Below are 23,149 nucleotides of genomic sequence, written 5' to 3'. Positions count from 1 at the left end.
ACGACGAATCCGGCAGAAGCTCCGGACCCGACGACGGACCCGACGACGGACACGACCACCGATTCGACGACGGACACGACCACCGATTCGACCACCGATTCGACGCCGGATCCGGCAGAGGTTCCGGATCCGGCGACGGCTTCCGCGGCCCCGGCGGCGGCGACCGGCTCCCCGCCGGACGCCGCCGCCCTCGGCGTACCGCCCGGGTCGCGGGCGCCACGGCGACGGCCGGGCTCGTCGCCGTCGGCCTCTCCCTGGCGGCCTGCTCCACCGGCGGCACGGGCTCCCGCGACGAGGGCGCGGCCCGCAGCGACGGGATCGCCGCGGCCGCCCCCACCCCCTCCGCGTCGACCGTCACGGGCCCGCAGTCGGCGGAGCGGGTGGACCCGATCCGGCTGCTCAAGTCCGATCCGAAGATCAGCGAGCGGTTCAAGGCCGACCTGAAGCCGTGCGCGGCGGACTCGTACCCGGTGGACGCCTCCTACGGCAACCTCACGAACGCGCCCGCCCCCGACGTCGTCGTCAACGTGATGACCTGCGGTGACGGCATCGGCATCGGCACGTATGTCTACCGCAGCCGGAACGACGGCTACGAGAACGTCTTCGCGGCCGAGGACGCGGCGGTGTACGCCACGATCGACCGGGGCGACCTGATCGTCACCAAGCAGGTGTACGCGAAGGGCGACCCGGTCGCGTACCCCTCGGGCGAGGACGTGATCACGTACCGCTGGACCGGCAACAGGTTCACCCAGCACGACTGGGTCCACAACGACTACAGCCGGTCGGTCGGCGAGGGCGAGGGCCTGGAGCCCGCGCCGAGCCAGTCCCCCGCGGACTGAGCCGCACCCGAAGAGACGCAGGAAAGCGCGCCGAAGAGACCCGGAGAGCGCACGATCCCGGAGGAACCCCCACGATGGCCGAAACCCATGTCCTGTTCGTCGAGGACGACGACGTCATCCGTGAGGCCACCCAGCTCGCCCTGGAGCGGGACGGCTTCCGGGTCACGGCCATGCCCGACGGCCTCTCCGGCCTGGACTCCTTCCGGGCGCGGCGGCCGGACATCGCCCTGCTCGACGTGATGCTGCCGGGCATGGACGGCGTCAGCCTCTGCCGCCGGATCCGCGACGAGTCGACGGTCCCGGTGATCATGCTGTCGGCGCGCGCCGACTCCATCGACGTCGTCCTCGGCCTGGAGGCCGGGGCGGACGACTACGTCACCAAGCCCTTCGACGGCTCGGTCCTGATGGCCCGCATCCGGGCCGTGCTGCGCCGCTTCGGGCACGCCGGCGGCGGCGAGGCCGCCGAGGGGCCGGGGGACGGCGGGCTGCTCGTCTTCGGCGACCTGGAGGTCGACACCGAGGGCATGGAGGTCAGGAGGGGCGGGGCGCCGGTGGCGCTGACCCCGACCGAGATGCGGCTGCTCCTGGAGTTCTCGTCGGCGCCCGGCACCGTGCTGTCCCGGGACAAGCTCCTGGAGCGGGTCTGGGACTACGGCTGGGGCGGCGACACCCGGGTCGTGGACGTGCACGTGCAGCGGCTGCGGGCCAAGATCGGGCAGGACAGGATCGAGACGGTCCGCGGCTTCGGCTACAAGCTCCGGGGTCAGGGCGGGTGAGGCCGTTCCCCCTGCGCACCGGGGTCCGCTGGAAGATCGCCGTCGCCATCGCGGCGGTCGGCGCCCTCATCGCGGTCACCCTGAGCGTGGTCGTGCACAACGCCGCCCGGATCTCGATGCTCGACAACGCGCGCGAGGTCCAGATGGAGCGGCTGCTCTTCGCGCAGCGGCTGTACGAGACGTCGAAGCCGAAGGAGCCCCGCTTCGGCACCAAGATCAACGATCCGGCGCTGCCGCGGGAGCTCGACCGGCTGATGCGGGACAACCGGCGCGGGACGTACGTGCAGGAGCACCGGCACGGCGGGCCGCCCGACGTGTGGGCGGCCGTGCCGCTCGCCAACGGCGACGTCCTGTCGCTGCACATCCCCTTCGCCGACCGCAGCGCGAAGATCATGGGCGATCTGGACCGGGCGCTCGTCATCGGCTCGGTCTCGGTGGTCTTCGGCGGGTGCGCGCTCGGCGTGCTCATCGGCGGCCGGCTCTCGCGGCGGTTGCGGAAGGCGGCCGTGGCGGCCGGCCGGGTCGCCCAGGGCAACACGGACGTGCGGGTGCGGGAGGCGGTCGGCGGGGTCGTGCGGGACGAGACCGACGACCTGGCGTGGGCGGTCGACGCCCTGACCGACGCCCTGAACGAGCGGATCGAGGCCGAGCGGCGGGTCACCGCGGACATCGCGCACGAGCTGCGCACCCCCGTCACGGGGCTGCTCACGGCGGCCGAGCTGCTGCCGCCGGGGCGTCCGACGGAGCTGGTGCGGGACCGGGCGCAGGCGATGCGGACGCTGGTCGAGGACGTCCTGGAGGTGGCCCGGCTCGACAGCGCGTCGGAGCGGGCCGAGCTCCAGGAGATCGCGCTCGGGGAGTTCGTGGAGCGGCGGGTGCGGACCCTGGACCCCGAGGTCGTCGTCCGGGTCGTCCACGACTCCTGGGTGAACACCGACCCGCGCCGGCTCGAACGCGTCCTGGGCAACCTCCTCGCCAACGCGGCCAAGCACGGGAAGCCGCCGGTGGAGGTGACGGTCGAGGGCCGGGTGGTGCGCGTCCGCGACCACGGTCCGGGCTTCCCGGAGTCCCTCCTCAGGGAGGGCCCGAGCCGCTTCCGTACGGGGTCGAGCGACCGCGCGGGCCAGGGCCACGGCCTGGGCCTGACGATCGCGTCGGGCCAGGCCCGGGTCCTCGGCGCCCGGCTGACCTTCCGGAACGTGGCCTCCGAGGGGGCGCCGAACGGGGTGGGCGGGGCCATCGCGGTCCTGTGGCTCCCGGACCACGCGCCGACGACCACGGGCAGCTTCCCGATCCTGCGGCTGCCGGAGCAGTAGGGGCGTCCGGTACGGCGGTGGGGCCGCCGGTGCGACAGCGGGGCCGGGCCCCTTTTCCGGGACCCGGCCCCACCGCCGTACTCGGGTGTCTCAGACCTTCTCGGACACCTTCGCCGTACCGCCGTCGGCGGGCTCCTTCGCGGCGTCCGGTCCGGCGCCCCGGAGCGCCACCTCCTTGACGAAGAAGGCGAGGACGAAGGCGAGGACGGCGACCGCCGCGGCGAGCAGGAAGGCGCCGTGGGTGCCGGAGGCCACCGCGTGCTGGTAGGCCTCGCGGAGCTGCGCCGGGAGCTTGGCGAGGCTGGCCGCGTCGAGCTGGGCGGTCCGCGCCGTCAGCTCCGAGCCGCCCCGGGCGGCCATCTCGTCCTGGACGCGGCTGGTGAAGAGCGCGCCCATGATCGCGACGCCGAAGGAGGAGCCGAGCGTCCGGAAGAGGGTGGTGGAGGAGGAGGCGACGCCCATGTCCTTCATCTCCACGCTGTTCTGGGCGACCAGCATGGTGATCTGCATGAGGAAGCCCATGCCGGCGCCGAGGACGGCCATCCAGACCCCGGAGACCAGGCGCGAGGTGCCGGTGTCCATGGTGGAGAGCAGGAAGAGGCCGGCCGTCATGAGGGCCCCGCCCGCGATGGGGAAGACCTTGTACTTCCCGGTGCTGGTGGTGACGCGGCCGGCGACCAGCGAGACGACCATCATCGAGAGCAGCATCGGCAGGAGCAGCAGTCCGGAGTTGGTCGCGGAGGCGCCCTGGACGGACTGCTGGAAGAGCGGCAGGTAGAGGACCGCGCCGAACATCACGAAGCCGGCGACGAAGCCGATCAGGGACATCAGGGTGAAGTTGCGGCTGCGGAAGATGTGCAGCGGCACGATCGGGTCGCTCGCCCGGGTCTCCGCCCACAGGAAGGCGAGGAGCGCGGCGACGCCGCCGACCGCGAGGCCGACGATGGTGAGCGAGCCCCAGGCGTACTCGGTGCCGCCCCAGGTGGTGACCAGGACGATCGCGGTGATGCCGACGGTCAGCAGCGCGGCGCCGAGGAAGTCGATCCGGGTGTCCGTGCTCCGCGGCTTCTTCGGCAGGTGCAGGACGGTGGTGACCATGGCGAGGGCGACGACGCCGAGCGGCAGGTTGATGTAGAAGGACCAGCGCCAGCCCCAGTGGTCGGTGATGGTGCCGCCGACGAGGGGGCCGCCGATCATGGCGAGGGCCATCACGCCGGCCATCATGCCCTGGTACTTGCCGCGCTCGCGGGGCGGGATGAGGTCGCCGATGATCGCCATCACGCCGACCATGAGGCCGCCGGCGCCGAGGCCCTGGATCGCGCGGAAGCCGATGAGCTGGCCCATGTCCTGGGCCATGCCGCTGAGCGCCGAGCCGATCAGGAAGATCACGATCGAGGTGAGGAAGACGCCCTTGCGGCCGAACATGTCGCCGAACTTGCCCCAGAGGGGGGTGGAGGCGGCGGTGGCCAGGGTGTAGGCGGTGACGACCCAGGAGAGGTGCTCCAGGCCGCCGAGTTCGCCGACGATCGTCGGCATCGCGGTGCCGATGATCATGTTGTCCAGCATCGCGAGGAGCATCGCGATCATGAGGGCGAGCAGGACGACACGGACGCTGCGCGCCGGCGGGGCCTCTCCCTCTGGTGTTTGAACGGTCTGTTGCGTCGCCATGTCATTCCCTTACTTGCCGCCCGGCTAGTTACTACACTGGGTACGGTAGATCTGTAACTAGCCGGTCGTCAAGTAAGTTCTTTGGAAAGTGGAGGGCACCCCATGGCCCGAGGCAACACCCGTCAGCGCATCCAGGACGTGGCCCTCGAACTCTTCGCGGAGCAGGGCTACGAGAAGACCTCCCTGCGCGAGATCGCGGAACGCCTCGACGTCACCAAGGCGGCGCTCTACTACCACTTCAAGACCAAGGAAGACATCCTGATCGGGATCTTCCAGGACCTGACCAGGCCGATGGACGAGCTGATCGACTGGGCCCGGGAGCAGCCCCGCACGATCGGGACCAAGCGGGAGATCGTGCGCCGCTACCAGGTGGCGCTGCTCGCGGCGGCGCCGCTCTTCCGCTTCATGCAGGAGAACCAGGCCGCCGTGCGCGAGCTGAGCGTCGGGCTCACCTTCAAGGAGCGCATGATGTCGCTGACCGGCCTGCTGTACGACGACGACTTCCCCGTCAAGGAGAAGGTCCGCTGCATCAGCGCGGTCTTCACGCTCCACGCGGGCACGTTCTTCATGCAGAACGTCGAGGGCGACCCCGAGGAGAAGCACGAAGCCGTCCTCGAGGTCGCCCTCGATCTCATCGACGAGGCCCACCGGGCCTCATAGGTCCCCCTGCAGGGATCGGCGGATCAGATGCCGACGCCGTGGGCGCGCAGGAAGGCGGCCGGGTTGACGGCGGAGCCGTAGTTCGGGGTGGTGCGGATCTCGAAGTGCAGGTGGGGGCCGGAGGAGTTGCCGGTGTTGCCCGAGAGGGCGATCTTCTGGCCGGCGCCGACCTTCTGGCCGATCTTGACCTGGATCTTCGACAGGTGGGCGTACTGCGAGTACGTGCCGTTGCCGTGCTTGACCACGATGGCGTTGCCGTACGCGGGGCCGTCGCCGCCGCCGTACGGGCCGGCCTTCACGACGGTGCCGGTGGCGGCGGCCTTGACCGGGGTGCCGACCGGGACGGCGAAGTCCTGGCCGGAGTGCTTGTGGGCCCACATGGCGCCGCCCTGGTTGAAGCTGGCGCTGAGGGTGTAGGCGGCGACCGGCTTCACCCAGGCCGGGGCCTTCTTGGCGGTGACGGCCTTCTTGGTGGCGGTCGCCTTCACGGCGGTCGCCTTGACGGTGACGGTCTTCGCGGCGGCGGCCTTCACCTGGGCGGCGAGGTGCGCCTGGGTCTCGGCCTGGGCGGCGACGGCGGCGGACGCGGTCGCGGCGGTCGGGACGACGGCCTTGCCCTCGGCGGCGAAGGCGGACCCTGCTCCGGCCACCAGCGACGCCCCCAGGCCGGCAGTGGCGAGAGCGACGGCGGCGGCACGGGTGGCGGGGTTCATAACGCGCTTCGACATACGGGGGACAACCTCCGGGGAGTACGGGACCCGACGCGCTTTCGGTGCGGCGTCGGGCTTGCTCATCCTTGGTAACCCGGACCCCCATCCAGCCCAAAACACCCCATCTACGACATGACGTCGTAGCGATCACGGAGGAAGTTCAGGTCTTGACGACCTGGAACGGGGGCTTCGAAATCGGACATATCGACCCAAGGAAACCGGTTTAACCGCACCTCTCGGGGCCCCGAACCGCCCAGGAGGCCGGTCCGGGCCCGGCCCGGAGCCCGACGGATCCTCCGGCCCCCCGCTTCGCACCCGTACGTCCGAAATAAACGGCAATGTTCGCCACTATTGCGGTTAGTACCCCTCGAAACGCCTGTGCGCCTTGTCACCCGGGGGCCGTTCCGGATGGGACCTGGGTCACTCGGAAAGGCATTCCGCATGCGACCCGGGTCACGTGACGGGGGCCACTGAAAGGGGTTCCGGACGCACGGAAAGGCCCGGGAAAGCGGCCCGGGTCACACCCCCGGACCCCTCCCCGACCCCTCCCCCACTACGCTGACCGCTCCGCGGACACACAGGGGGTCACCATGGAACCGGCACTCATCGGCACACGCCTCGCCTCGGCCGCGATCGGACCGCTCCTGAAGAAGCTCCTGGTGGCCGAGGGCCCCGGGGCGGGACTCGTCCCCAAGGACGCCGAGGTCCGGCTCTCCGGCCTCGTCTCCTTCCGGGGCGAGAAGCGCGCCCTCACCGAGAAGGACGTCCGCGGGCTGGCGGCCACCCTGGTCGAGCGCTCCCGGCGGGGGGACGGGGAGCCGCCGTTCCCCGCCGACGAGACCGGGGCCGTCACCGACGCGCTGGCCGCGCACCTGCTGGCCCTCGGCGACCTCGACATGGACGACGTCCAGGCCGTCCGCCTCGGCCACCGCGACCTCGCCCGCCGGCTGCGGGCCGCCGCCCCGGCCCCCGACGGCCTCTCCACCGACTCGGTCCTCTACCTGGAGACCCTGACCGAGTGGGCCTGCCTCCACATCCTGGAGTTCTTCACCAGGCGCTCCACCTTCGTCGCCCGCAGCCTGGTGGAACAGACCCGCGCCCAGGCCGAGCTCCTCGCGAAGACGGACGAGCTGATCCGCCGGACCCCACGGGCGGAGACCCGGGACGCGGAGTTCGAGCGGCGCTACCTGGCCCACCTGGCGAAGAAGCACGGCCGCCTGACCATCTACGGCGTCGACCTGCACCACTCGCCGGACGAGTGGCCGCTGGACATGGCGTACCTGTCCCTGGAGGCGACGGGCGGGGAGGGCCCGCCCGAGACCTCCGGACGCCAGCGGGAACAGCCCTCCGTCCGCGCCGACCTCGCCCTCGCCCGCCACGAGAGGGTCCTCCTTCGCGGCCTCGCGGGCTCGGGCAAGACCACGCTCATCCAGTGGCTGGCGGTCTCGGCGGCGGAGACCGGGGGGCGGGACCGGCCGGAGGGCCCGGCGGAGGCCGGGGGGCGGCCCGAGGACATGGCGTACCTCCGGGGCCGCATCCCCTTCGTCCTGCCCCTGCGCGCCCTCACCCGCCACGGCGAGCGGCTCCCCTCCCCCGACCGCTTCCTGCCCGCCGCCGGCTGCCCGCTCACCCCGCCCGACGGCTGGGCCGACCGGGTCCTCGCGGCCGGCCGGGGCCTGGTCCTGGTCGACGGCATCGACGAGATCCCCGAGGCCGAGCGCGGCCGGGCCCGGGACTGGCTGCGCGACCTGCTCGGCGCGTACGAGGGCAACCGCTGGCTCGTCACCTCGCGCCCCACCGCCGTACGGGACGACTGGCTGGCCCCGGACGGCTTCACCGAACTGACCCTCGCGCCCATGGCCCGCGCGGAGGTCACCACCTTCGTACGCCGCTGGCACCGGGCCGCCGGGCCGGACGCGGCGGTGTACGAGCAGCCGCTCCTGGACTCCCTGCGCACCGCCGAGCACGTGGCCCAGCTCGCCACCAACCCCCTGATGTGCGGTCTGATCTGCGCCCTCCACCGCGACCGGCGCGGCTTCCTGCCCCGGGGCCGCAAGGCGCTGTACGAGGCGGCCCTGTCCATGCTCCTGTCCCGGCGGGACCGCGAGCGGGACATGGGCGCCCCGACCGGCCTCGCCCTGGACGAGGCCCCGCAGATCCAGCTGATCCAGCGCCTGGCGTACTGGCTGACGCTGAACGGGCGCACGCAGATGGACCGCGACCGCGCCTCGTCGATCGTGACCGGGGCCGTCCCGGCGGTCCTGGAGGCCTCGGCGCACCCGCCGGAGAAGGTCTTCACCCACCTCCTCCACCGCAGCGGCCTCCTGCGCGAGCCCACGGCCGACACGGTCGAGTTCGTCCACCGCACCTTCCAGGACTACCTGGCCGCGAAGGCCCTCGTGGACCACTGGGACATCGGCGTCCTCGTCCGCCACGCCACCGACGACCAGTGGGAGGACGTGATCCGCATGGCGGTGGGCCACGCGAGGCCGCGCGAGTGCGCGGAGATCCTGGGAGAGCTGCTGAAGGCGGCGGACGCGACGGAGAACCGCCGGACGCGGCTGCGGCTGACGCTGCTGGCGGCGACGGCTCTGGACCACGCGACGGAGTTGCCTCCGGCGGTCCGGGAAGAGGTGGTGCGGCGGACGTCGGAGGTGATCCCGCCCCGCACACCCGAGGAGGCCCGGGAACTCGCGGCGGTCGGCCCGCTGGTTCTCGAACTGCTGGGTGCGCCGGAGGAGCTGACCGACGAGGAGGCCTACACCTCGGTGATCACCGCGACCCACGTCATGGCCGACGCGGCCCTCCCCTACCTCGCCCGCTTCGTACGGCACCCATCTCTGGCGGTCCGCTCACAGCTCGTCTGGGCGTGGCCCCGGTTCGACATGGAGCGGTACGCCGAGGAGGTCGTCGCACGGCTGGCCCCGGATCAGCTGTTCCACACCGTGACGAACGACGAGCAGGTCGGCGTCCTGGCCGCGCTCGGGCTCCGGCCCGAATGCCTGGACATCCGCTACGGCGTCACGGAGCACGGTTTGCGGCTGTTGCGTCCGCTCCTTCCTCACGTCCGACGCCTCGACCTCCGCAACAGCGGAGCGGCAGTGCTCGAACACGTCGCCGACTTCGAACTGCCGGACGTGACGGACGTGTACCTACGAGTCGAGTCCGATCAACCGCCCTTCGAGTCGCTCGCCCGCGCCTTTCCCGGTCTCCGGGAACTCCACCTCTACGGCGACGACCTGCCCTCCTCGTACGACCACTCCGTGCTGGAACCCTTCCGGGAGCTGCACACCGTCAACATCTACAGCATCCAGGGCAGCTGGCCACCTCTACCAGGATGGTGAAAAGGGAGCGGCCCCGGAACCATCAGGTTCCGGGGCCGCCCCTTCGTACGCGCTACAGGCTCAGCGCAGCGTCACGCGTCCTTCGAGAGGTTCGGGCCCGGGCCGCCCGCCGCCTCGACCGGCGGGGCGTCCGGCAGGGCCGACTTCTCCTCGCCGCGGAAGGTGAACTTGCGCTCCTCGCCCTCGCCCTCCGTGTCCACGACCACGATGTGACCGGGGCGCAGCTCGCCGAAGAGGATCTTCTCCGAGAGCGTGTCCTCGATCTCGCGCTGGATCGTCCGGCGCAGCGGCCGGGCGCCCATCACCGGGTCGTAACCCTTCTTGGCGAGCAGCTCCTTCGCGGACTGGGAGAGCTCGATGCCCATGTCCCGGTCCTTCAGGCGCTCGTCGACGCGGCCGACCATCAGGTCGACGATCTGGAGGATGTCGTCCTGGGTCAGCTGCGGGAAGACGATGATGTCGTCCACGCGGTTGAGGAACTCCGGGCGGAAGTGCTGCTTCAGCTCGTCGCTGACCTTCGCCTTCATCCGCTCGTAGTTGGACTTCGTGTCGCCCTGGGCCGCGAAGCCCAGGTTGAAGCCCTTCGAGATGTCCCTGGTCCCGAGGTTGGTCGTCATGATGATGACCGTGTTCTTGAAGTCCACGACCCGGCCCTGGGAGTCGGTCAGGCGACCGTCCTCCAGGATCTGGAGAAGGGAATTGAAGATATCGGGGTGGGCCTTCTCGACCTCGTCGAAGAGGACGACGGAGAACGGCTTGCGGCGCACCTTCTCGGTGAGCTGGCCGCCCTCTTCGTAGCCGACGTATCCGGGCGGCGAACCGAAGAGGCGGGAAACCGTGTGCTTCTCGCTGAACTCCGACATGTCGAGGGAGATCATCGCGTCCTCGTCGCCGAAGAGGAATTCGGCGAGGGCCTTCGACAGCTCGGTCTTACCGACACCGGACGGGCCGGCGAAGATGAACGAGCCACCGGGGCGCTTCGGGTCCTTCAGACCGGCCCGCGTACGGCGGATCGCCCGCGAAAGACCGATGACGGCGTCCTTCTGGCCGATGACGCGCTTGTGGAGCTCGTCCTCCATGCGCAGCAGACGCGAGGACTCCTCCTCGGTCAGCTTGAAGACCGGAATGCCGGTGGCGGTCGCGAGGACCTCGGCGATCAGCTCGCCGTCGACCTCGGCGACGACGTCCATGTCGCCGGCCTTCCACTCCTTCTCGCGCTTGGCCTTCGCGGCGAGGAGCTGCTTCTCCTTGTCGCGCAGGGACGCGGCCTTCTCGAAGTCCTGCGAGTCGATCGCGGACTCCTTGTCGCGGCGGACGCCGGCGATCTTCTCGTCGAACTCGCGGAGGTCCGGCGGCGCGGTCATCCGGCGGATGCGCATCCGGGAACCGGCCTCGTCGATCAGGTCGATCGCCTTGTCCGGCAGGAAGCGGTCCGAGATGTACCGGTCGGCCAGGGTCGCGGCCTGGACGAGGGCCTCGTCGGTGATGGAGACCCGGTGGTGGGCCTCGTACCGGTCGCGCAGACCCTTGAGGATCTCGATGGTGTGCGGCAGCGACGGCTCGGCGACCTGGATGGGCTGGAAACGGCGCTCCAGGGCCGCGTCCTTCTCCAGGTACTTCCGGTACTCGTCGAGCGTGGTGGCGCCGATGGTCTGGAGCTCACCGCGGGCCAGCATCGGCTTGAGGATGCTGGCGGCGTCGATCGCGCCCTCGGCGGCGCCCGCACCCACGAGGGTGTGGAGCTCGTCGATGAACAGGATGATGTCGCCGCGGGTGCGGATCTCCTTGAGGACCTTCTTCAGGCGCTCCTCGAAGTCACCGCGGTAGCGGGAGCCGGCGACCAGGGCGCCGAGGTCCAGGGTGTAGAGGTGCTTGTCCTTGAGGGTCTCGGGCACCTCGCCCTTGACGATGGCCTGGGCCAGGCCCTCGACGACGGCGGTCTTGCCGACGCCGGGCTCGCCGATGAGCACCGGGTTGTTCTTGGTGCGGCGGGACAGCACCTGCATGACCCGCTCGATCTCCTTCTCGCGCCCGATGACCGGGTCGAGCTTGGATTCGCGGGCCGCCTGGGTGAGGTTGCGGCCGAACTGGTCGAGGACCAGGGACGTCGAGGGGGTGCCCTCGGCAGGACCGCCGGCCGTGGCGGCTTCCTTGCCCTGGTAGCCGGAGAGCAGCTGGATGACCTGCTGCCGGACCCGGTTGAGATCGGCGCCCAGCTTCACGAGGACCTGGGCGGCGACGCCCTCGCCCTCGCGGATCAGGCCGAGCAGGATGTGCTCGGTGCCGATGTAGTTGTGGCCGAGCTGGAGGGCCTCCCGGAGCGACAGCTCCAGGACCTTCTTGGCACGAGGGGTGAAGGGGATGTGCCCGGACGGGGCCTGCTGGCCCTGGCCGATGATCTCCTCCACCTGCTGGCGGACCGCCTCGAGCGAAATCCCGAGGCTCTCCAGGGCCTTAGCGGCGACACCCTCACCCTCGTGGATAAGGCCCAGAAGGATGTGCTCGGTGCCGATGTAGTTGTGGTTGAGCATCCGGGCTTCTTCCTGAGCCAGGACGACAACCCGCCGCGCGCGGTCGGTGAACCTCTCGAACATCGTTAATCGCTCCTCAGAGCGGTCAGTCAGTTAGGGGTCGATCCCCTCCCTGTCCTTCCGCAGCTTAGTCCCGCAAGCGGGGACCGCTCATTCCAACTGCCGACATCCGTCCGGATCACCCCCTTGTCCGTGGGGAGACCTGCTGCCGAACAGCCGACAAATGCTCCAACCCGATGGTGCGAGACGATGTTCCCGCAGGCCAAGTAGTTACCCGCGCCCGCAGTACGCCGATGGCGAACGTGAGACGCCGAAGCCCGCGGGGTCACCCCTCTCCACTAGGAATGTCTTACCCGTAAGCACCGACACTCCATGCCGCGCACCCCGGTTCCCTCCGCTACCAGCGAACACCCTTGCGCGCGCGAATGCACTCGTACCCCCCATCCCGGACACCTTGCGCGTCCGGCGGGGGACCGTGCGTCACGGCGGAGCGCCTCGGGAATGCCTCGGGAAGGCTCCGAAAGGGCTCCGGAACGGCGCCCGGCGCGTAACCAAGTCGCCCTCGCGGGAGTTCCCCGGGCATGGCCCTCACCGTTCCGTCCCCCCGCGCGCCGCTCGACGACGATCCGGCGCGGTGGTACGAGGACCGGCTCGGCTGGGCGACGGCGGCGGGTCCGCCGGTGGCGCTGCTCACCGGGCGGCGCTTCGACGTCCTGGAGCTGCCCGCCGCGGCCGGCCGCGGCGTCCTGCGCCGGGTGGGCACGGCGACCGGGCCGGTGGCCCTGGCCGGGTCCCGGATGCGGCTCCTGGTGGCCGCGGGGAGCGCGGAGGAGCTGCCGGGGCTGCTCGACTGGCTGGAGTGGGGCGGGATCGCCCTGGACCTCGCGGCCCTCGGCACCGGCGGCCGGATGGCCGCGCCCCCTCCCCCGGGGCGGGACGGCTCCGGCGCGCCGGACGCCGCGGTGTGGCTGCGGGCCCCCGTGCCGGGCCGTGAGGTCGAGCCCTCGCTCCCGGCCGTGCGGGCCGCGCCGTGGGGCGGAGGGGGCGCCCCCTGCCTGGTGCGGCTCGTGGCCGCCGCCGCCGTCGAGTGCCACCGGGTGCGGCTGCTGAGTGCGCGGGCCCGCGGGCCGGCGGCTCAGCAGCTGTCGCCTCAGCGGTTCGCGTCCTCGTAGGCGGCCTTGACCTTCGCCGGGACGCGGCCGCGGTCGTTCACCTCGTGACCGTTCTCCTTGGCCCACGCGCGGATCTTCGCGGTGTCGGCGCTGCCGCCCGCGGCGGCCCGGCCCTTGCCGCGGGGTGCGGTGGCGCGGCCACCCGTCCGCCGGCCGCTCTTGGTGTACGGCTCGAGCAGACCGCGGAGCTTTTCCGCGTTGGCGGTGGTGAGGTCGATCTCGTAGGTCTTGCCGTCCAGCGCGAACGTCACGGTCTCGTCCGCCTCGACGCCGTCGAGGTCGTCGACAAGAAGGACCTGAACCTTCTGTGCCACCGGATTTCCTTTCATCGAAAATGCAGTACGCGGAAAGGAAACCGCTTTTCCCGGAAAAACACAAACCCCTGGGAGAGGTTCAGATCCCCGACGGTGCGGGAAACGTGCGCGTTTCGGACATAGGGTTCCGGGTCAGAGGTGCAGAAGCATCCGGCTGTTGCCCAAGGTGTTCGGCTTCACTCGTTCGAGACCGAGGAACTCCGCGACTCCCTCGTCATAGGAACGCAGGAGCTCGCTGTAGACATCTCCGTCGACCGGGGTCTCGCCGATCTCGACGAAGCCGTGCTTCGTGAAGAAGTCGACTTCGAAGGTCAGGCAGAATACCCGCCGCACCCCGAGCCATCGGGCGGTGTGCAACAACTTGTCGAGCACCTGATGTCCGACGCCGGCTCCCCTGAACTCGGGATCGACGGCGAGAGTGCGCACTTCGGCGAGGTCTTCCCACATCACGTGGAGTGCGCCGCAGCCGACGACGACGGCGTCCTCGTCGCGTTCCGCGACCCAGAACTCCTGGATGGACTCGTAAAGGGTGACGGTCGCCTTGTCGAGCAGGATGCCGCGCCGGACGAAAGGATCGACGAGTCGGCGGACCGCCGCGACGTCACTGGTGCGGGCCCTGCGGACGGTGACGGCTTTGGCGGGGGCCGGAGAGGCGGCCGGGGATGCGGACGACGACATGGGGGGACGCTATCGCTCCTCGGGCCCGGTTCCTCCGGCGCCCTCCTCGGGCGGGGCGGGCGGGGGCGCGGAGATCGGGGTGTCCCTCTGGACGATGCGAATGGCGTCGTCGAGGGCTTCGCGCTGGCCCGGCGACATCATGCCGAAGAAGGCGACGAGCGCGGCGGCGGGATTGTCACTCCGGCTCCACGCCTCGTTCATCAGTGCGGCCGCGTAGGCGGCGCGGGTGGAGACCGCCGTATACCGATAGGCGCGGCCTTCGACTTCCCTGCGGACCCAGCCCTTCTGGTGGAGATTGTCCATGACGGTCATGACGGTGGTGTAGGCGATGGACCGTTCCTGCTGGAGGTCCTCCAGAACTTCCCGGACGGTCACCGGGCGGTTCCATTGCCACACGCGCGTCATGACGGCGTCTTCGAGCTCTCCCAAAGGACGGGGCACAGCGCCACCATAGTGCGCAAAGCGTCCACAAGCGTCGATTGACGGCGGAAAACCGAGCGGAACGGGGCGCGGTCGAGCAAAAAAGGACGCACGGCCCCGTGAGGCCGTGCGTCCCGGGTGGCGCGGGCCCCGGTGGGGTCAGGAAGCGGTGGAACCGTCCGCCTGGCGGGCGGCCTCGGCGCGGGCGAGCGCGGCGTCGACGATCGCGTCCTCCTTGGCCTTGTTCGGACCGCCCTGGCTCTTGACGATCGTGACGACGAGGCCGATGAAGAAGGCGGCCATCACGACGGGGGGCAGGAGCGCGGATACGTATTCCATGACGAACAGAGTAGCTATCCGGCGGCCCGCTCCTCGGGCGGGGGCGGCGGAACGGGCCGCCGGCGCGGCGGGAACACCTCGGAGGGCTTGGGCACCGGGCGCTCCGCCGGGGCGGGCGGGGTCGGCCTGGGCCCGTCGGCCGCCGCGCGTCCGCCGGGCAGGGCGAGCAGCCGGGCCCGGGGGGCACGGTCCGCCGCGGGGGCGGTGGCCTGGACGACCCGGGCCAGGCGCGCGCGTACGGAGCGCTCGGCGAGGCCCTGGCAGCGGGCGAGCAGCTCGGCGGCGGCGGGGTTGCGGCGCAGTGCCCGCAGGGCGGCGAGGTCGTCGGCCCCGGGGTCGTACCCGGCGGCCAGCGCGTCCCGGAGGAGCTCCAGGTAGCCGCCGAGGGAGCCCGGCAGGGCCTCGCGGTAGCGGGCCAGGTCCGCGAGGAGGAAGGCGCGCAGCCGACCGGCCTCGCGTACCGCCTCGTCCACGGATTCGGCCAGGCGCAGGCAGTCCTGGACGTCCTCGTCCTGAAGGGGGGCGGGGTGAAGGGCGATGGCAAGGGCGCGGCGGAGCACACGCAGCTCGTCCGCGCCGAACACCATGCCGCCACGGGATCCGTATGGCGTGGGCATGGGCCGACGGTACGCGCTAATCGGACAATTTTCGCTTAGCGATCATTACGGCGCGCCGCGGGGCAGCCGTTCGGCGGTCCTCCGGCCGTGCGGCCGCCCGGGGAGGCGACCGCGGCGCGGGCTACATGCGCGACACGTTCCGCTCGTACACCAGGCGCAGGCCGATCAGGGTCAGCCAGGGCTCGTGCTCGTCGATCTCCGTGGACTCGCCGAGGACCATCGGGGCCAGGCCGCCCGTCGCGATCACCGTCACGTCGTCGGGGTCGCCCTTCGGGCCGACCAGCTCGCGCTTCATCCGGGCCACCACGCCGTCGACCTGGCCCGCGTAGCCGTAGATGATGCCCGACTGCATCGCCTCGACCGTGTTCTTGCCGATCACGTTCCGCGGGCGGGCCAGCTCGATCTTGCGGAGCATCGCCCCGCGCACGCCGAGGGCCTCCACCGAGATCTCGATGCCCGGCGCGATCGCCCCGCCCGCGTACTCCCCGCGCGCGGTGACCGCGTCGTACGTCGTCGCCGTGCCGAAGTCGACGACGATCGCCGGGCCGCCGTACAGCTCGACCGCCGCGACCGCGTTGATGACGCGGTCCGCGCCGACCTCCTTCGGGTTGTCGGTGATGATCGGGACGCCCGTCTTGACGCCCGGCTCCACCAGGACCGCCGGCACGTCCCCGTAGTACCGGCGGGTGACCTCGCGCAGCTCGTGCAGGACCGAGGGGACCGTCGCGCAGATCGCGATCCCCTCGATGCCGTCGCTCAGCTCGACGCCGAGCAGCGGGTGCATGCCCATGAGGCCCTGGAGCAGGACCGCCATCTCGTCGGCGGTCCGGCGCGGATCCGTGGAGATCCGCCAGTGCTCGACGATCTCGTCCCCGTCGAAGAGGCCGAGGACCGTGTGCGTGTTGCCGACGTCGATGGTGAGCAGCATCAGGCCCGCACCTCGCGCAGGTCGAGGCCGATGTCGAGGATCGGGGAGGAGTGGGTGAGGCCGCCGACCGCCAGGTAGTCGACGCCGGTCGCCGCGTACGCCGCCGCGTTCTCCAGGGTGAGGCGGCCCGAGGACTCCAGGACGGCGCGGCCCGCGACGAGCGCCACGGCCTCCTCGGTCTCGCCCGGGGTGAAGTTGTCGAGCAGGATCAGGTCGGCGCCCGCGTCCAGGACCTCGCGGACCTGGTGCATCGTGTCGACCTCGACCTCGATCGGCACCTCCGGGAACAGCTCGCGCACGGCCTTGAAGGCCTCGGCGACGCCGCCGGCCGCCACCACGTGGTTGTCCTTCACCAGGGCCGCGTCGGACAGCGACATGCGGTGGTTGACGCCGCCGCCGCAGCGGACCGCGTACTTCTCCAGGGCGCGCAGGCCCGGCGTCGTCTTGCGGGTGTCGCGGACCTTGGCCTTCGTGCCCTCCAGGGCGTCCGCCCACGCGCGCGTGGCGGTGGCGATCCCGGAGAGGCGGCACAGGATGTTGAGCGCGCTGCGCTCGCCGGTGAGCAGGTCGCGGGTGCGGGCGGTGACGCTCAGGAGCTTCTGCCCGGCCTCGACGCGCTCGCCGTCCTCGACGTGCCGCTCGACCTCGAACGCGTCGGTGCAGACGATCGACAGGACCGCCTCCGCGACCCGCAGGCCGGCCACCACGCCGGCCTCGCGGGCGGTGAAGTCGGCGGTGGCGACGGCGTCCTCGGGGACGGTCGCGACGGTGGTCACGTCGACCCCGCCGTCGAGGTCCTCCGCGATCGCCAGGTGGGCGACGTCCTCCACCTGGACCGGGTCGAGGCCGGCGTCGGCGAGCAGCCCGGCGAGCGCCGGGTCGAGCCCGCACTCGAACTCCTCGCCGCCGCAGCCGCAGCCGTCGCCGCAGCCGCCGGCCTCCTCCGCGGCCGCGCCGGGGGCGCTGATCTGGATGAGGGGGACGTCCACGGGCTCGGGACGGGCTTCCTCGGGCGTGCTCACTTGCTGCTCCCTGGGGGCGTCGACGGTGGGGGGAAGGAAGGGTCAGGCGGTGACGGTGGCGGGGAAGTCGTACGTGTCGGTCGTGCGGACGTCGAGCGTCCGCCCCGGCGACAGGCGTACGACGAGGTGCCGGCGCCAGTGCGCGTCGTCGCGGTCCGGGCGGTCCTCGCGCCAGTGGCAGCCGCGGGTCTCCTCGCGGCGGCGGGCGGCGGCGACCAGGACCCGGGCGACGCACAGCAGGTTGGTGGTCTCCCAGGAGTCCACGCCCGGCTCGGCGGCCTTGCTGTCGTCGGTGCCGCCCGCCACGGCCTCCTCGTGCAGCGCGTCGAGGGCGTCGGCGGCCTCCCGGAGGCTGGCCTCCGAGCGCAGCACCCCGGCGCCGTTCGTCATGATCCGCTGGATGCGGGTCCGGGCGTCCGTCGCGGGCAGCGGCAGGACCGCCGGGGCCGGGTGCGGCACCGGGGCGCCCGCCGCGCGCGGGGCGGCCGCCACGACGTCCTCGACGATCCGCTCGGCGAAGACCAGGCCCTCCAGGAGCGAGTTCGAGGCGAGCCGATTGGCGCCGTGGACGCCCGTGCAGGCCACCTCCCCGCACGCGTACAGGCCGGGGACGGTGGTCCGGCCCCGCAGGTCCGCGCGGACGCCGCCGGAGGCGTAGTGGGCGGCCGGGGCCACCGGGATCGGCTCGGTGACCGGGTCGATGCCGTGGGCGCGGCAGGCGGCCAGGATCGTCGGGAAGCGCCGCTCCCACATCTCGGCCCCGAAGTGCCGGGCGTCGAGGTACATGTGCTCGGCGCCCTGCTCCTGCATCCGGCGCGTGATCGCCTTGGCGACGACGTCCCGGGGCGCCAGCTCGGCCAGCTCGTGCTGCCCCAGCATGAAGCGGACCCCGTCCGCGTCGACCAGGTGCGCGCCCTCGCCCCGTACCGCCTCGGAGACCAGCGGCTGCTGGCCCTCGGCGCCCGCGCCCAGGAAGAGCACGGTCGGGTGGAACTGGACGAACTCCAGGTCGGAGACCTCGGCCCCGGCGCGCAGCGCGAGCGCCACGCCGTCGCCGGTCGAGACCGGCGGGTTGGTGGTGGCCGAGAAGACCTGGCCCATGCCGCCGGTGGCGAGGACCACCGCGGGCGCGTGGACCGCGCCGACGCCGTCGTGCCGGCCCTCGCCCATGACGTGCAGGGTCACGCCGGCCGTGCGCCCCTCGGCGTCCGTGAGGAGGTCCAGGACGAGGGCGTGCTCGATCGTGCGCACGCCCCGGTCGCGTATCGCCTCGACCAGGGCGCGGGAGATCTCGGCGCCGGTCGCGTCGCCGCCCGCGTGGGCGATCCGGCGCCGGTGGTGGCCGCCCTCGCGGGTCAGCGCGATCTCGCCCTCGGAGGTCTTGTCGAAGTCGGCGCCGGTCTCGATGAGGCGGCGGACGGCGTCGGGGCCCTCGGTGACCAGGGTCCGCACGGCCCGCTCGTCGCAGAGCCCGGCGCCCGCGACGAGGGTGTCGTCGAGGTGCTGCTCGGGGGTGTCGCCCTCGCCGAGTGCGGCGGCGATGCCGCCCTGCGCCCAGCGGGTGGAGCCGTCGTCGAGCCGGGCCTTGGTGACCACGACCGTGCGGAGCCCGGCGGCGGTGCAGCGCAGGGCGGCGGTGAGGCCGGCGACGCCGGAGCCGACCACCACGACGTCGGCGTCGATGGCCCAGCCCGGCTCGGGGGCGTGCAGCCGTATTCCGGTCACGTGGCGGCTCCGAGGTTCAGGGGGACGTTGTCGATGAGCCGCGTGCTCCCCACGCGCGCGGCGACGGCGAGGACCGCCTCTCCCTGGTGGTCGTCGGGGACCTCGGTGAAGTCCGCCGGGTCCACGAGGGCCAGGTAGTCGAGGGTGAGCGGCGGCTCCGCCTTGCCCGCCTCGTCCAGGACGGCGCGGGCGGCGGCCCGTACGGCTCCGGCGCCGGCGCACTCGGCGGCCTGCGCGACCGCGTGGGCGTCGGCGGCGGCCCGGGCCTCCCCGAGCCGGGAGAGCGCCTCGGCCCGGTTCTCGGCCCGGTCCCGGACGCCCGGCAGGGCGGCGGCACGCGCGCGCAGCGCCTCCTGGGCGGCGAGCCGCTCCCGGCCGGCGAACAGCGCGCGGGACAGCGCGAGGGCGGTGCGGCGCTCCCCGGGCGACAGGTAGCGGTTGCGGCTGGAGAGGGCCAGGCCGTCGTCCTCGCGGACGGTCTCCACGCCGACGATCTCGACCGGGAAGTTCAGGTCGCGGACCATGCGCCGGATCAGGGCGAGCTGCTGGGCGTCCTTCTGACCGAAGAAGGCCAGGTCGGGGGCGGTGAGGTGGAGCAGCTTGGCGACGACGGTCAGCATGCCGTCGAAGTGGCCGGGCCGGGAGGCGCCTTCGAGCCGCTCCCCCATGGGGCCCGCGGTGATCCGCACCTGCGGCTCGCCGCCCGGGTAGACCTCGTCCGCGGAGGGCGCGAAGACGACGCTCGCGCCCTCGTCGAAGGCCAGCTCCAGGTCGGCGTCCAGGGTGCGGGGGTAGCGGTCGAGGTCCTCGCCCGCGCCGAACTGGAGCGGGTTGACGAAGACGGTGACGACGACGAAGCCGTCCTCCCCCACGCGCGCGCGTGCGGCGCGGATCAGGGTCGCGTGGCCCTCGTGGAGGGCGCCCATGGTCATGACCACGGCGTTGCCCCCGGGCAGGCCGTGACGGACGACGGCGTCACGGAGGCTCCCGGCCGTGGGGACCAGCTCGGCGGGCAGGTGACGACCGGGCCGGCCGGGGGCGGAAGCCGGGCCGGAGGCCGAGGCCCGGTCGGAAGCCGAAGCCGGATCGGAGGCCGAAGCCCGGTCGGAAGCCGGGGCCCGGTCGGAGGCCGAGGCCCGGTCGGAAGCCGAGGCCCGGTCGGAGGCCGAGGCCCGGTCGGAAGCCGAAGCCGGATCGGAGGCCGAAGCCCGGTCGGGGGTCGGGTGGGAGGCGGAAGCCAAGCCGGGGGCGGAAGCCGAGGCCGGATCGGAAGCCGAAACCCGGCCGGGGGCGGAAGCCGGGCCGGAGGCCGAGGCCTGCTCGGAGGCGGAAGCCGGGCCGGAAGCCGAAGCCCGGTCCGGGGTCGGGTCGGGGGCCCCGGCACGGGTGCGCGGGCTCATCGGTCGTCTCCTTGCGGCCCGTCGGCGGATCCGGTCGTGCCGGTCGCGCCCGCCGGGGTCTCGGCGAGCACCCCCAGCAGGTCTTCGGCCAGCTCGGGCTTGAGCAGGCCGTGGGCGAGCGCCCGGTCGGCGGTCGTACGGGCCATCGCCAGGTACCCGGTGACGGTGCCGGGCGCGTGCTTGCGCAGTTCGGCGACGTGGGCGGCGACCGTGCCGGCGTCGCCGCGCGCGACGGGGCCGGTCAGGGCCGCGTCGCCGGACCGCAGGGCGTTGTCCAGGGCGGCGCCCAGGAGGGGGCCGAGCATCCGGTCGGGGGCGGCGACCCCGGCCTTGTGGAGCAGCTCCATCGACTGGGCCACCAGGGTGACCAGGTGGTTCGCGCCGAGGGCGAGGGCCGCGTGGTAGAGCGGGCGGGCCTCCTCGGCGATCCACTCGGGCTCCCCGCCCATCTCGATGACCAGGGCCTCGGCGGCGAGCCGCAGCTCCTCGGGCGCGGTCACCCCGAAGGAGCACCCGGCGAGCCGCTGCACGTCCACGGCGGTGCCGGTGAAGGTCATGGCGGGGTGCAGGGCGAGCGGCAGGGCGCCGGCCTGGCGGGCGGGGTCGAGGACCCGCGCCCCGTACCGCCCGGAGGTGTGCACGAGCAACTGGCCCGGCCGCACGGCCCCGGTGTCCGCGAGGCCCTCGACCAGACCGGGCAGGGCGTCGTCGGGGACGGTGAGCAGGACCAGGTCGGCGAGGGCGAGGACGCGCGCGGGCTCCACGACCGGCACGTCCGGCAGGAGCTCGGCGGCGCGCCGCCGCGAGGCGTCGGAGACCGCCGAGACGGCGACGGGGCGGTGTCCCGCGAGCCGGAGGGAGGCGGCGAGGGCGGGGCCCACCCGCCCGGCGCCGACGACTCCGACGGTGAGCCGGGCGGGTCGGTCCTCGGCTCGGGGCTCTGGCGCTGATGCTGCGTTCACGGTGGGGACGGCCTTCCGTTCCAGTCCTCGGCGGGTACCGGACGATTTCTGGTCATGCTACGCCAGGGACACGTGCCCTTCCGTGGCTGTCCACAGGCTGTGGGCGGCGGTGTGATGATCGCCCCATGGAAACTGCGGAACCTGTGGAAACCGGTGGCCCCGTGGTCCCCGGCGACGAGGAGGCGGCCCGGCTGCACCGGGCGAAGGTCTGGGGCGGGGCCGCCCGGAAGCTGTGGCACGCCCCCGTGGACGGCACGGTCGGGGAGCGGCTGCGCGAGCTGGCCGAATGGGCGGAGGCCGCCGGACACGGCGGGGCGGCGCCCGACGCGTACGGCGACGGCCCGGTCGAGACCCTGGAGCGGCGGGTCGCCGAGGAGCTGGGCCTGCCCGCCGCCGTCTTCTTCCCGACCGGCACCATGGCCCAGCAGGTGGCGCTGCGCTGCTGGGCCGGGCGCACCGGCAGCCCCGTCGTCGCCCTCCACCCGCTCGCCCACCCGGAGGTCCACGAGGGCGGGGCGCTCGGGGCCGTGTCCGGGCTCCGCACCGTCCACCCGACCGACGCGCCCCGGCTGCCGACGGCCGAGGAGGTGCGGGACCATCCGGAGCCGTTCGGGACGCTGATGCTGGAGCTGCCGCTGCGGGACGCCGGCTTCGTGCTGCCCACCTGGGAGGAGCTGACGGAGGTGGTGGAGGCGGCCCGGGAGCGGGACGCGGTCGTCCACTTCGACGGGGCGCGCCTGTGGGAGTGCACGTCCCGCTTCGGCCGGGGGCTCGCGGAGATCGCGGGGCTCGCCGACAGCGTGTACGTGTCGTTCTACAAGTCCCTCGGCGGCCAGTCGGGGGCCGCGCTCGCCGGGCCCGAGGACGTCATGGAGGAGGCCCGGGTCTGGCGGCACCGGTACGGAGGGCAGGTCTTCCAGCAGTACCCTGCGGCGCTCTCCGCGCTGCGGGGCCTGGACGTCGAGCTGCCCCGGCTGCCCGCGTACACGGCCCACGCGCGCGTGGTGGCCGGCGCGCTCCGGGAGGCGCTCGCGGAGGCGGGCACGGGCTGGTTCCGGGTGCACCCCGAGGTCCCGCACACCCACCAGTTCCAGGTCTGGCTGCCGTACTCCCCCGAGGTCCTGACGGCCGCGGCCCTCGCCCAGGCCGAGGCCACCGGCACCGTCCTCTTCCGCCGCTGGTCCGCCCCGGGCGCGGGCGGCCCGCCGGGGACCGCCCGGACGGAGCTGACGGTGGCGGGGCCGGGCCTGGAGTGGACGGCGCAGGACGTACGGGAGGCGGTGCGGGACTTCCTGTCGCGACTGCCGGGGGCGGGCTCCGGGGGCTGACGGGCACCCCGGTGCCTCAGTCGGCCGGACGGCGGCACGGTACCGGGTCCGTGCGGGACGGGGCCGTACGGGACGGGTCCGTACGGGACGGGGCCGTAGGGGATGCGGACGGGGCCGTACCGGACCGAGCCGTGCGGAACAGGCCCGCGCCGAACGCGCCCGCGCGGCGCAGTGCCCTCCGGAGGCCGCCGCGGGCCGGGCGGCCCGCGAGGACCCGTTCGAAGCGGCGCCGGTCGCGGACCGCCCGCAGGACGGCGAGCTCGTGGGTGCCGGGCGCCGGGGGCGGCGGCTCGCCGATCCGGGCGGCGCGGTGGGCGTCGAAGAGGTACTGGTGCATCGCGTTCATGCCCCCACCGTGCGCCGCTCCCCGGCGCCCCGGCCCGCCGATTGACGAGCCCCG

General features: G+C 72.9%; 21 protein-coding genes. 7 read left to right on the top strand and 14 right to left on the bottom strand.

The annotated features are described in order from the left end of the window. The first annotated feature begins 254 nt into the window (after positions 1 to 254). From ACIP5O_RS03500 to cseC, 3 genes are all read left to right on the top strand, one after another. Positions 255 to 839, top strand: a complete 585-nt coding sequence (locus tag ACIP5O_RS03500; protein ID WP_401288145.1) for a hypothetical protein — start codon at positions 255 to 257, stop codon at positions 837 to 839. Positions 840 to 913: 74 nt separating this feature from the next. Next, the gene (gene cseB / locus ACIP5O_RS03495; protein WP_356539022.1) at positions 914 to 1,615 is read left to right on the top strand and encodes a two-component system response regulator CseB; all 702 of its coding nucleotides are present in this window, start codon (positions 914 to 916) and stop codon (positions 1,613 to 1,615) included. Then, complete coding sequence (gene cseC, locus ACIP5O_RS03490) at positions 1,612 to 2,931, top strand: two-component system sensor histidine kinase CseC (RefSeq protein ID WP_356539023.1); 1,320 nt, start codon at positions 1,612 to 1,614, stop codon at positions 2,929 to 2,931. Before cseB ends, cseC begins: the two co-directional genes overlap by 4 nt. A gap of 90 nt (positions 2,932 to 3,021) precedes the next feature. On the opposite strand, the gene ACIP5O_RS03485 is transcribed toward cseC, so the two are convergent. Beyond that, the gene (locus tag ACIP5O_RS03485; RefSeq protein ID WP_401288017.1) at positions 3,022 to 4,599 is read right to left on the bottom strand and encodes an MDR family MFS transporter; all 1,578 of its coding nucleotides are present in this window, start codon (positions 4,597 to 4,599) and stop codon (positions 3,022 to 3,024) included. A gap of 102 nt (positions 4,600 to 4,701) precedes the next feature. Between ACIP5O_RS03485 and ACIP5O_RS03480 the strand changes: the two genes are divergently transcribed. Continuing rightward, positions 4,702 to 5,259 carry a TetR/AcrR family transcriptional regulator gene (locus ACIP5O_RS03480; protein ID WP_401288015.1) on the top strand — a complete coding sequence of 186 codons (558 nt, stop codon included), beginning with the start codon at positions 4,702 to 4,704 and terminating at the stop codon, positions 5,257 to 5,259. Positions 5,260 to 5,282: 23 nt separating this feature from the next. Here ACIP5O_RS03480 and ACIP5O_RS03475 read toward each other — a convergent pair whose 3' ends face one another. Next, positions 5,283 to 5,987, bottom strand: a complete 705-nt coding sequence (locus ACIP5O_RS03475) for a M23 family metallopeptidase (RefSeq protein ID WP_401288013.1) — start codon at positions 5,985 to 5,987, stop codon at positions 5,283 to 5,285. Positions 5,988 to 6,559: 572 nt separating this feature from the next. On the opposite strand from ACIP5O_RS03475, the gene ACIP5O_RS03470 reads away from it, so the two are divergent. Next, on the top strand, positions 6,560 to 9,313 hold the full coding sequence (locus ACIP5O_RS03470; RefSeq protein WP_401288010.1) for an NACHT domain-containing protein: 2,754 nt from the start codon (positions 6,560 to 6,562) through the stop codon (positions 9,311 to 9,313). Between the two features lie 71 nt (positions 9,314 to 9,384). On the opposite strand, the gene ACIP5O_RS03465 is transcribed toward ACIP5O_RS03470, so the two are convergent. After that, positions 9,385 to 11,907, bottom strand: coding sequence for an ATP-dependent Clp protease ATP-binding subunit (locus tag ACIP5O_RS03465; RefSeq protein WP_053646569.1), 2,523 nt, complete (start codon positions 11,905 to 11,907; stop codon positions 9,385 to 9,387). A 518-nt stretch (positions 11,908 to 12,425) separates the two neighbouring features. Between ACIP5O_RS03465 and ACIP5O_RS03460 the strand changes: the two genes are divergently transcribed. Continuing rightward, positions 12,426 to 13,016, top strand: a complete 591-nt coding sequence (locus ACIP5O_RS03460; RefSeq protein ID WP_401288007.1) for an SCO3374 family protein — start codon at positions 12,426 to 12,428, stop codon at positions 13,014 to 13,016. Here ACIP5O_RS03460 and ACIP5O_RS03455 read toward each other — a convergent pair. From ACIP5O_RS03455 to ACIP5O_RS03410, 10 genes are all read right to left on the bottom strand, one after another. Next, positions 12,995 to 13,330, bottom strand: a complete 336-nt coding sequence (locus tag ACIP5O_RS03455) for an Lsr2 family protein (protein ID WP_401288004.1) — start codon at positions 13,328 to 13,330, stop codon at positions 12,995 to 12,997. The genes ACIP5O_RS03460 and ACIP5O_RS03455 overlap by 22 nt on opposite strands. Before the next feature lie 132 nt (positions 13,331 to 13,462). Beyond that, complete coding sequence (locus ACIP5O_RS03450) at positions 13,463 to 14,008, bottom strand: amino-acid N-acetyltransferase (protein ID WP_356539037.1); 546 nt, start codon at positions 14,006 to 14,008, stop codon at positions 13,463 to 13,465. 9 nt (positions 14,009 to 14,017) lie between these two features. Next, on the bottom strand, positions 14,018 to 14,449 hold the full coding sequence (locus tag ACIP5O_RS03445) for a BlaI/MecI/CopY family transcriptional regulator (protein WP_401288001.1): 432 nt from the start codon (positions 14,447 to 14,449) through the stop codon (positions 14,018 to 14,020). Between the two features lie 138 nt (positions 14,450 to 14,587). Then, positions 14,588 to 14,767: a hypothetical protein gene (locus tag ACIP5O_RS03440; RefSeq protein WP_356539041.1), complete on the bottom strand. Its 180-nt coding sequence runs from the start codon at positions 14,765 to 14,767 to the stop codon at positions 14,588 to 14,590. Positions 14,768 to 14,781: 14 nt separating this feature from the next. Beyond that, a complete protein-coding gene (locus ACIP5O_RS03435) occupies positions 14,782 to 15,354 on the bottom strand; it encodes a hypothetical protein (RefSeq protein ID WP_401288143.1) in 573 nt (190 codons plus the stop codon). A 151-nt stretch (positions 15,355 to 15,505) separates the two neighbouring features. Further along, positions 15,506 to 16,312 (bottom strand): type III pantothenate kinase, encoded by an 807-nt coding sequence (locus tag ACIP5O_RS03430; protein WP_356539043.1) that lies wholly within the window; start codon positions 16,310 to 16,312, stop codon positions 15,506 to 15,508. Further along, the gene (nadC, locus tag ACIP5O_RS03425) at positions 16,312 to 17,334 is read right to left on the bottom strand and encodes a carboxylating nicotinate-nucleotide diphosphorylase (protein WP_401287997.1); all 1,023 of its coding nucleotides are present in this window, start codon (positions 17,332 to 17,334) and stop codon (positions 16,312 to 16,314) included. The genes ACIP5O_RS03430 and nadC overlap by 1 nt, the downstream gene beginning before the upstream one ends. A 42-nt stretch (positions 17,335 to 17,376) precedes the next feature. After that, a complete protein-coding gene (locus tag ACIP5O_RS03420; RefSeq protein WP_401287995.1) occupies positions 17,377 to 19,059 on the bottom strand; it encodes an L-aspartate oxidase in 1,683 nt (560 codons plus the stop codon). Next, positions 19,056 to 20,075, bottom strand: coding sequence for a pantoate--beta-alanine ligase (gene panC / locus ACIP5O_RS03415; protein WP_401288141.1), 1,020 nt, complete (start codon positions 20,073 to 20,075; stop codon positions 19,056 to 19,058). Before panC ends, ACIP5O_RS03420 begins: the two co-directional genes overlap by 4 nt. Positions 20,076 to 20,455: 380 nt before the next feature. Further along, positions 20,456 to 21,421, bottom strand: a complete 966-nt coding sequence (locus ACIP5O_RS03410) for a Rossmann-like and DUF2520 domain-containing protein (protein ID WP_401287992.1) — start codon at positions 21,419 to 21,421, stop codon at positions 20,456 to 20,458. 125 nt (positions 21,422 to 21,546) lie between these two features. Between ACIP5O_RS03410 and ACIP5O_RS03405 the strand changes: the two genes are divergently transcribed. Then, a complete protein-coding gene (locus tag ACIP5O_RS03405) occupies positions 21,547 to 22,749 on the top strand; it encodes a threonine aldolase family protein (protein ID WP_401287989.1) in 1,203 nt (400 codons plus the stop codon). Positions 22,750 to 22,765: 16 nt separating this feature from the next. Here the strand turns inward: ACIP5O_RS03405 and ACIP5O_RS03400 are convergent, their stop codons facing one another. Then, a complete protein-coding gene (locus ACIP5O_RS03400) occupies positions 22,766 to 23,095 on the bottom strand; it encodes a hypothetical protein (RefSeq protein ID WP_401287987.1) in 330 nt (109 codons plus the stop codon). Positions 23,096 to 23,149 lie beyond the last annotated feature (54 nt).

This window comes from Streptomyces sp. NPDC088915 (assembly GCF_044749825.1).
Classification (GTDB): Bacteria; Actinomycetota; Actinomycetes; order Streptomycetales; family Streptomycetaceae; genus Streptomyces.
The sequence above is the reverse complement of the archived record's forward strand: the minus strand, read 5'-3'. Positions and strand labels throughout refer to the sequence as shown.